Origin of the sequence: Streptomyces milbemycinicus, assembly GCF_002154605.1 — a bacterium.
In the GTDB taxonomy this organism is placed as follows: Bacteria; Actinomycetota; Actinomycetes; order Streptomycetales; family Streptomycetaceae; genus Streptomyces; species Streptomyces milbemycinicus.
Map to the genome: position 1 here is coordinate 1 of NZ_MUNE01000121.1, position 9,032 is coordinate 9,032.

The 9,032-nt window shown below is 71.6% G+C and carries 8 protein-coding genes; 1 reads left to right on the top strand and 7 read right to left on the bottom strand.

Going from position 1 to position 9,032, the window contains the following annotated elements:
- A partial coding sequence (locus CCN51_RS10635) for a serine/threonine protein kinase (RefSeq protein WP_425444755.1) occupies positions 1-966 on the bottom strand: 966 nt, incomplete at its 3' end.
- On the opposite strand from CCN51_RS10635, the gene CCN51_RS59895 reads away from it, so the two are divergent.
- The gene (locus CCN51_RS59895; protein ID WP_014179636.1) at positions 947-1,273 is read left to right on the top strand and encodes a hypothetical protein; all 327 of its coding nucleotides are present in this window, start codon (positions 947-949) and stop codon (positions 1,271-1,273) included. The genes CCN51_RS10635 and CCN51_RS59895 overlap by 20 nt on opposite strands.
- Before the next feature lie 321 nt (positions 1,274-1,594).
- Here CCN51_RS59895 and CCN51_RS10640 read toward each other — a convergent pair whose 3' ends face one another.
- The 6 genes from CCN51_RS10640 to CCN51_RS10665 form a co-directional block, all read right to left on the bottom strand.
- The gene (locus CCN51_RS10640; RefSeq protein WP_014179637.1) at positions 1,595-2,917 is read right to left on the bottom strand and encodes a coiled-coil domain-containing protein; all 1,323 of its coding nucleotides are present in this window, start codon (positions 2,915-2,917) and stop codon (positions 1,595-1,597) included.
- A 190-nt stretch (positions 2,918-3,107) separates the two neighbouring features.
- The gene (locus CCN51_RS10645; protein ID WP_319637664.1) at positions 3,108-4,133 is read right to left on the bottom strand and encodes a glutamate ABC transporter substrate-binding protein; all 1,026 of its coding nucleotides are present in this window, start codon (positions 4,131-4,133) and stop codon (positions 3,108-3,110) included.
- A gap of 20 nt (positions 4,134-4,153) precedes the next feature.
- Positions 4,154-5,596, bottom strand: coding sequence for a hypothetical protein (locus tag CCN51_RS10650; protein ID WP_014179639.1), 1,443 nt, complete (start codon positions 5,594-5,596; stop codon positions 4,154-4,156).
- Positions 5,597-5,907: 311 nt separating this feature from the next.
- A complete protein-coding gene (locus tag CCN51_RS10655; RefSeq protein ID WP_014179640.1) occupies positions 5,908-6,933 on the bottom strand; it encodes an N-acetylglucosamine kinase in 1,026 nt (341 codons plus the stop codon).
- A complete protein-coding gene (locus CCN51_RS10660) occupies positions 6,924-8,186 on the bottom strand; it encodes a 6-phospho-beta-glucosidase (protein WP_014179641.1) in 1,263 nt (420 codons plus the stop codon). Before CCN51_RS10660 ends, CCN51_RS10655 begins: the two co-directional genes overlap by 10 nt.
- Positions 8,183-9,032: carbohydrate ABC transporter permease (locus CCN51_RS10665; protein ID WP_086859482.1), on the bottom strand; the 850-nt coding region annotated here is incomplete at its 5' end. The genes CCN51_RS10665 and CCN51_RS10660, both read right to left, overlap by 4 nt.

Sequence of the window (9,032 nt, forward strand, 5' to 3'; positions counted from 1 at the left end):
CTCCTGCGCCGATCCGAACCGGCGGTTCGGATCGGGGTCGGTGGCCCGCACCAGCAGCCGGTAGAACGACTCGTAGCGCTGGAAGACCTCGATGTTCCCCGGGTCGGGCAGGCTGTCCGCGAAGACGTTCGTATAACCCTGGAAGTCGAAGGTCAGCACGGCCAGCGTGCGCGCCACCGTATACAGATCCGAGGCGACCGTCGGGCCCAGCTCCGAGACCTCGGGGGCCTGATAGCCGACCGTGCCGTAGATCGGGCTCTCCTCGTCGTCCATCCGCCGCACCGCGCCCATGTCGATGAGCTTGAGCTGGTCCTGCTGCTGGATGGCGTTGTCGACCTTGAAGTCGCAGTAGAGCAGATTGCGGCTGTGCAGATGGTCCAGCGCCTCCAGGGCCTCGATGCCATACGCACACGCCTGCTCGACCGGCAGCGGATCGCGCCTGCCGTCCGGCGCGCGACGGGAGTTGGCGATGTCCTTCAGCGACTTGCCGCCGACGTACTCCATCACGATGTAGCCGTCGAGGCTGCCGGTGCGCTGATCGAGATGCTCGACGAAGTTGTAGATGCGGACGATGTTGGAGTGCTCGATCTCGGCGAGGAACCGGCGCTCCGACACCGCGACCGACAGCGCCTCCTCGTCTCCCGTGTCCAGCAGGCCCTTGAGAACCACCCAGCGGTCGGACACCGCCCGGTCGATGGCCAGATAGATCCAGCCGAGACCGCCGTGGGCCAGACACCCCGCCACCTCGTACTGGCCGTGCACGATGTCGCCGGGGCTCAGCTTGGGGACGAAGGAATACGGATGGCCGCACTTGGTGCAGAAGCCCTCGGTACGGCCCGGCCGGTCACCGCGGGCGCGCCCCACCGGCGCCCCGCAGTCGCCCCGGCTGCAGAACCGCTTGCGCTCCGGCACCTCCGGATTGGCCAGCACCGCCATACGCGGGTCGGTGCGCGGTACCTCGTCCACGCTGACCAGGCCCGCGCCCAGGCGGCTGCGCCCGGAGCGGGCCGCGGCGGAGGAGCGGGAGCTGCGCACCGACACCGAACGCGAGGACGACCGCCCCGACCCCAGCGAACGGGACAGCCGCCCGGACACCGAACGCCGGGACGAGGCGGACCGCGACGACGGGCGCGAGGAGGACCGGGAACCGGTGCCCGACGAGCCGCTACCCCGATCGCCGCGCCCCACGCCGGTGATACCGGTGGGCGACGAGCCGACCATTCCGTCCCGCGAGACGACCGGGGCCATACCGCACGTATCGCAGTACAGCTGACCGCCGCCCACGTCCTCGTACGACCCACCGCACCCACGCCGCTGACACCTGCCCATACCTGCGACGCTCACGGCGTTTCTCCGTTCGCCCCGCCGCGGCAGCGGCTGCTCGTCACATCAGAGGCTCCGCCGCGGGCACTGCCGCCCGCGCGGCGCAGAGGTGCGGCCATCGCGGCCGTGTGCGGCCCGGCGGCCGCGCGTGCGACGCTCGCGGTGCTTTCTTGTTCGCCCCGCCGCGGCAGCGGCTGATGTGACTGTCGCTCGCGCGGCGACAGCGGGCGAATCGCGGCCGTGTGCGGCCCGGCGGCCGCGCGTGCGACGCTCACAGTGCCTCCCCCGTTCTGCGGTCCTGCGGCCCTTTCTGGCGCGGGACCAGGGCTTCGGCCGCGGCATGCTGGTAGCGCAGCACCGCCGCTTCCGCGGCGCGCAGATCGCAGGGCGCGCTCCACAGCATCCGGCGCGCCGTGTCGTACCGCTCGATCAGCAGCGGGTCCTCGACCATGCCGTGGCGCGCGACCTTCGCCTTGTACGCGTCCAGCCGGCCGCGCAGCTCGGCGCGGACCGCCAGCGGCGCGGTCACCGCGGTCAGCGACTCCCGGGCCCGCAGCAGCTCGTCGTCGGCGCGCTCCTCCAGGGACTCCAGCAGCGGGGAGAGCCGGTGCCACTGGGCGCGCCTGCGGTACTCGGCTGCCGTCACCAACTGCTCCTGCAGCACGGTCGGCGGGCCGCTGACCGCCGGCACCTCGGATGCCGCGATCTTGGCCAGCACCTCACCGCGCGCCTGCCGCGCCTCGGCGAGGGTGCGGTCCGCGCGGGAGAGGACGTCGCGCAGCCGCATCAGCCGCCGCTCCGCGTCCTGCCGCACATCGAGGACCGCCTCGATCTCGCGCCGTACGTCCTCCAGGGCGCGGGCCGCGGCGTCGTAGCGGGTGGTGTCGGGGCGGCCGCCGCCGGGCGCGGAGCTCGGCGAGGCGCCGGACCAGAAGGCGAGCGGATCGGAGACGACCTCGGCGCGCAGCGAGGTCAGCTCCGCGGTGATCCGCTCCAGGTCGTCGCCCGAGGGATGCTCGCCCGGGCGCACCCCGACCGAATGGGCGAGGGAGCGGGTGCGGCGCAGCTCGGCGGAGAGCATGTCGATACGGGCGGGCAGCGCGGACCAGACGGCGTCGGCCGTGACGATGACATCAAGGGCCTCGGCGTACCAGCGGTTCATCCGGTCGACCAGCGCGTCCAGCCTCAGCTGCTCGCTGAGCAGCGGCGAGCCGGTGAGCGAGGCGCTGCTGGGCAGCGTGATGCCGGGGCCGCGCAGCAGCCCGGTGAGCTCGGCCAACTCGCCGGGCGTGGACCAGCGGTGGCGGGAGCGCACCTCACGGGCGGAGTGCAGCGCGTCCGTATAGGCGTCGAAATACGTCCACAGCAGGAAGATGGCCTGCTCGGTGGTGGCCCACCGGTCCTTGGTGACGCCGGTCAGCTCGGCGCCTTCGAGGAGTCTGCGGCCCGCGTGGTCCTGGAGGGCGAGCAGCGAGGACTCGATCGCCTCGTGTTCGGCGCCGAGCTTCGCCAGCACGCGGTCCACCTCCTCGCGGCCCATGACCGGCTTGTCGGGTTCCCCCGCGGAACTGGGGAAGGGTCCCGTGCCCCCCATCGATCACCTCTCTGTGTTCGTGCCCTGTGATCTACGTGATCCGTATTCGACATCCCTACTGCGTGCACTTACTGCGTGCATCCCTACGCGCGCTTGCCGCGCGCTAATCCTCGGAGGCTGCCAGTCCTTTGCTGCCCGTCCATGACTCCTGATCCATGGGCACCAGTCCTTGACCGCTAGTCCTTGACCGCTAGTCCTTGTAGGCGGGAGCCGGTGCCGCCGGATTCTCCTCCGTTCTGCCGAGATCTTCGGCGAGCCACTTGCGGTAGGCCCGCATCCAGGGGCTGTTGTCACCGCCGGAGCGGTACCCCTCCAGCACCTTGTTGACCCGGCGTACCAGGTCCTCGTCGTCCTTGTTCATCGCCACGCCGTAGAACTCCTCGGTGAACGGCTTGCCGACGAGCTTGACGGACGGGTCCTGGGCCGCCTGCCCGGCCGCCAGCGCATTGTCCGTGATCACCGCGTCCACCTGGCCGAGCTGCAATCTGACCAGGCAGTCCAGCTGGTTGGGCACCGGGTCGACCTTGATCGCGCCCAGGTCGTCGGCGCCGCCCTTCTCCTTGTCCAGCTCGGCCTCGGCGGTGGAACCCTGGGCCGTGCAGACCTTCTTGCCGCGCAGCGAGGTGTTGTACCCGGTCACCGAGGAGCCCTTGGGGACCAGCACCTGCTGCCCGGCCTTGAAGTAGGCGGTGGAGAAGGCGACGTCCTTGAGACGGTCACAGTTGATGGTCATGGTGCGGACGACGATGTCCACCTTGCCCTGCTGCAGGGCCTTGACCCGCTGGCTGGTGGGGATGGCGCGGTAGATGACCGCGTCCGGATCGCCGAAGATGTCCTTGGCGATGGCGCGCACCAGCTCGATGTCGAAACCCGTGAGATCGCCGGTGGCCGGGTCGCGATAGCCCCAGCGGTAGCTGTTCTGGTCCACCCCGGCGATCAGCTTGCCCAGCCTGTGGCCGTCGACCTTCCGGTTCTTGATGCGCTGTATGGCCGGGCCGCTCGCGCTCGACGGCCGCAGACTGGCCTCCGGCCGCACGCACTTCTCCGCGGTGGTCGCCGCCGTGGTCCGCGCGGCCTGCGGATGCACCCCGCTTCCCTCGCCGCGCCCGCTCCCGGCCGCGTCGCCCTGGTCGTCCAGCGCCGCCGGTACGAAGATCGCCGTGGCCACGCCCAGGGCGCAGACGGCCGCCGCGGCGCCCGCTCGCACTGCTCGCATCCTCACGCCCCCCATCGCCCTCACCGGTACTCCGACAGCCGACGGCCCATGCCCAGCAGCGCGGCCGCCGCGCCCAGCGCGGCCAGCACCCCGGCGCCGAGCGCCAGCCCGGTCAGCGCGCCCCGCCCGTCGTCCGCCGCCCGCTTGAACTCCCGCTGCTCATGGTCCAGGGCCTTGGCCAGCAACTCGTCGACCTTGTCGAACGACTCGCCCGTGCTGCCCTCACCGCCGATGACCTTCTCCCGCGCGTCCTTGTAGTTGCCCGCGTCGTCATCGGCACGGGCGGCCTTGTGACGCACCTGCCACTCCCGTACGCGCGTGGTCGCCTCGTCCACCGGGGCGCGGCCCTCGTCGTCGTCCGCGAGGCCGCGCGCCCGGGCCAGCAGGCTGCCGGGGGCGGCCATGGCCTTGTCGCCGCCCGCGGCGCTTCCGGCGTCAGCGCCGTCGTCGCCTACGAGGCCGGACATCTGCTCGGCGTAGCCCACCTCGTAGGCGTCCTTGCCCTTGTCCTTGCCCTTCTCGACGACGACCGCGCCGCGCGCCACCAGCGTCAGGTTCTCGTCGCCGCGGGCGCGCAGCGAGTCGATCCGGGCCTCGTTGAGCACATGCAGGGACTTCGCCCCGTGGTCATCGGAGTCGTTCAGCGCGGAGCGGGCGAGGCCATGGCCGACCGCCAGCCACACCAGCACCACCGCCGAGGCGGCGGCTGAAGCGAGCAGCCCGCGGTTGAACACCCGGTTGGTGCGCAGAAAGTCACGCCGCTGGGCCAAGCCCAGGGCAGCCAGCGCGGCGACGCCGAGGCCGATCGCCGCCCACGGCCAGGACGTCGCCTCCTCGTAGTCCTCGCCCAGCCGCGCGGTCTCGGCCTGGTACAGCCGCCCCGCGGCGGGCAGCAGCCGCTGCCGCATGATGTCGTTGGCATACCGCAGATAGGCGCCGCCCAGCGGCAGCCCCTGGCGGTTGTTGGCCCGCGCGGACTCGACCAGGCCCGTATAGACCGGCAGGAGCTCGCCGATCCGGCGTATCTCCTCGCGAGCGGTCGCCGAGCCCTCCGTATTGGCCGCGGCCTGCACCAGCAGCTTGGCGGCCCGGTCGATATCCGCCTCGTACCGCCTGCGCACCTCGGTCGGCTCCTGCCCGCCGGCCAGGAAGGCGCTCGCCGCGGTCGTGTCCGCGTCGGCCAACGAGCGGTAGATGCTCGCCGCGTCGGCGCTCAGCGGCTGGCTGTGCTCCACCACCGCGTCCGCCGCGGTCTGCCGGTCGGAGACCTGCCAGGCCGTCACCGCTCCGAACGCCACCACCAGCGCCGCGAGCACGGCCCCGATGACCCGCAGCCGCCCCGGCTCCGTCGTCGCCGCGGCCCGGGCCCGCTCAAGGCCCTCCCGCCATGCGGCCCGCCGCCGCCCCGACAACGCGCCCGCGGCCGCAGCTCCGGCCGCGCCGGTGGTCGGCGGGTATGCCACTTGACCTCCCCCTCGGTCCTGACCCCTCAGTCACTGTCGGCGGCCCGTCGCCCGATGCGGCGGGGGACAGGTATCCGGGCAGCAGTATGGACGCCAGCTGCCGACGAGCACACCGGTCGTGCCCGGATCTTGGCCCGATCGCGATCTTCGCCTCTGGGCCGCCGGCCCCGGGGGTGTCCGCGTCGTCCTCCTTCTCCCAACTTCTCATACGCTTCTCGGCGCGCATCGGTTCCCAATTACCCGCCCCGACCTGGAAAATCGGGGTCCTCAGCCCCGGGCTCAGGGGTCTTCAGCCCCGGGCGTAGGGATCTTCAGCCCCGGGCGTAGTGCGCGCGCAGCGCGGCATACGCCGCCGCGGGCGCGCCCATGCGGTCCAGACCGAGAAGAGCGGCCCCGAGCACCGGCGGCGCGGTGATCACCCTCGGCTCGGCCTTGGGCGCGCGCTCGGCAAGCAGCTTGCGGACCCGGTCGTCCAGGAGCGGATGGCGCGCCGCGAGCACGCCACCGCCCAGCACCACCGGCGTCTGCTCACCGAGCAGTTCGAGCCGGGCCAAGGCGACCGTGGCCATGGTGACCACCTCCTCCGCCTGCCGGGCGACGATCGCGCGCGCGATCTCGTCGCCCGACTCGGCCACCGCGAAGAGCAGCGGCGTCAGCTCGTGGCGCCGCGCCGGGGCGATCCGCCCCAGATGAACCGCCTCGATCAGCTCGTACATGGTGACCAGGCCGAAGTGCTCGGGCAGGGCACGAGCCAGGGCCGTCGGCGTGCCGCGGCCGTCCTCCGCGCGCGCCGCCCACCACATCGCCTCCAGCGACAGATCACTGCCGCCGCCCCAGTCGCCGGAGATCCGGCCGATCGCGGGGAACCGCGCCGTGCGGCCGCCATGGCCAAGCCCCGCGCAGTTGATGCCCGCGCCGCATACGACGGCGACGCCGGTCGGCTCGCCGTCGTCCGCGACCCCGGCCCGCAGCAGCGCGAAGGTGTCATTGGCGACTGTGACACTCGCCCCCCAGCCCTGGGCCGCCAACAGCGGCGTCACCTGCTCCTCCTCGGCCGGGAGATCCACATTGGCCAGGCAGGCCGAGACATGCTCGGTGGACGGCGGCCCGTCGAACCCGGCGGCCCGCGCCGCCCGCGCCACCAGCGGGGCGAGCGAGGCCACCGCGGCCTCGGCGCCCACCACGGGCGGCTGGAAGCCGCCGCCGCGCGCGGTGCCGAGGACCGCGCCGTCCGGGCCGACCAGCGCCACATCGGTCTTGCTGTTGCCCGCGTCGACCGCCAGGACGGACGCGCGCGGTGGGTGGGCGGTCACATTCTGGGACTGCTTCAGGCCCACGCCAGGTGCTCCCGGTTGTGTGCGATGAGGGTGTCGGTCAGCTTCTCGGCGTACTCGATCTGGCCGATCAGAGGATGGGCCAGCAAGGCGTCGAAGACCCGCTCGCGGCCGCCCTTCAACGCCGCCTCCAGCGCCAGGTCCTCATACGCCGTGACATGGGCGACCAGCCCCGCGTAAAGAGGCTCCAGAGGGGTGACGGGCAGCGGGCTCGCGCCGCGCGCGTCCACGGCCGCGGGGACCTCGATCACCGCGTCGTCCGGGAGGAAGGGCAGCGTGCCCCGGTTGAACGTGTTGACGATGCGCACCTCGCCAGTGTCCCGCAGCAGGGACGAGGTCAGATCGACCGCCGCCTCCGAGTAGAAGGCGCCGCCGCGCTTGCCCAGCAGCTCGGGCTTCTCGTCCAGCGTCGGGTCGGCGTACATCTCCAGCAGCCGCCGCTCGATCGCCGCGACCTCGGCCGCCCGCGACGGCTTCGTCTTCAGCTCCCGTACGACCGCGTCGTGCTGGTAGAAGTAGCGCAGATAGTACGAGGGGACGACGCCGAGGCGGTCGATCAGCGCACGCGGCATCCGCAGATCGTCGGCGATTGCGTCGCCATGCTCGGCCAGCAGCTTGGGCAGCACATCCTCGCCGCCCGGTCCGCCGAGCCGCACCGCACGCTCCCAGGTGAGGTGGTTGAGGCCCACGTGATCGAGCGACACCTCGTCCGGGGCCACGCCCAACAGCTTCGCGAACTTCCGCTGGAAGCCGATCGCGACATTGCACAGCCCGACCGCCCGGTGCCCCGCCGTCAGCAGCGCGCGGGTCACGATGCCGACCGGGTTGGTGAAGTCCACGATCCATGCGCCGGGGTTGCGGCGGCGCACCCGCTCGGCGATGTCCAGCACCACCGGAACCGTGCGCAGCGCCTTGGCGAGCCCGCCCGCGCCGGTGGTCTCCTGCCCGACGCAGCCGCACTCCAGCGGCCAGGTCTCGTCCTGGTCGCGGGCGGCCTGCCCGCCGACGCGCAGCTGCAGCAGGACCGCGTCCGCGCCGTCCACGCCCGCGTCCAGGTCATCGGTCCAGGAGATCCGGCCGGGGTGGTCCTGCCTGGCGAAGATCCGCCGCGCCAGCCCGCCGACCAGCTCGAGGCGGTCGGCGGCCGGGTCGACCAGGACCAGCTCCTCCATCGGCAGCACATCCCGCAAGCGGGCGAATCCGTCGACGAGTTCGGGGGTGTAGGTGGACCCGCCACCCACCACTGCGAGCTTCAACCCTTGACTCCTGTCAGTGTGACGCCTTCGACGAAGGCTTTCTGAGCGAAGAAGAAGACGATGATGACGGGGGCCATGACCAGCAGTGTCGCGGCCATCGTCAGATTCCAGTTGACGCTGTGCGCGCTCTTGAAACTCTCCAGGCCGTACGACAGCGTCCAGGCGCCCGGATTCTGCGCGGCATAGATCTGCGGGCCGAAGTAGTCGTTCCAGCAGTAGAAGAACTGGAACAGCGCGACGGCCGCGATACCCGGCTTGGCCATGGGCACGATGATCCGCAGCAGCGTCCGCAGCTCCCCGCAGCCGTCCACCTTCGCGGATTCCAGGTATTCCCCGGGGATCGTCAGCAGGAACTGCCGGAGCAGAAAGATGGAGTACGCGTCGCCGAACGCCATCGGAATGATCAGTGGCCACAGCGACCCCGACAGATGGAACTGCTGGGCCCACACCAGATACATCGGCACCACCACGACCTGCGGCGGCAGCATCATCGTGGAGATGACCAGAATCATGGCGGTGCGACGGCCACGGAAGCGGAACTTGGCGAGCGCATAGGCGACCGGTACCGAGGAGATCAGCGTGAACGCCGTGCCGAGTCCGGCGTATATCAGGGAATTGCGCCACCAGTCCAGAAAGCCAGGGGTGTTGAAGACCTCGGTGTAATTGGACCAGTGCCATGTGTCGGGCCACAGATCGCCGCTCATCGCCTGGCTGTCACTCATCACCGAGGTCAGAAAGACGAAGACGAACGGCAGCACGAAGAAGAGCGCGGCGGCGATGGCGACCGCGTGCACGGCGATCCAGTGCAGTACGGCCTTGCGGCGGGCGGCCGGAGCGGAGGAGGGG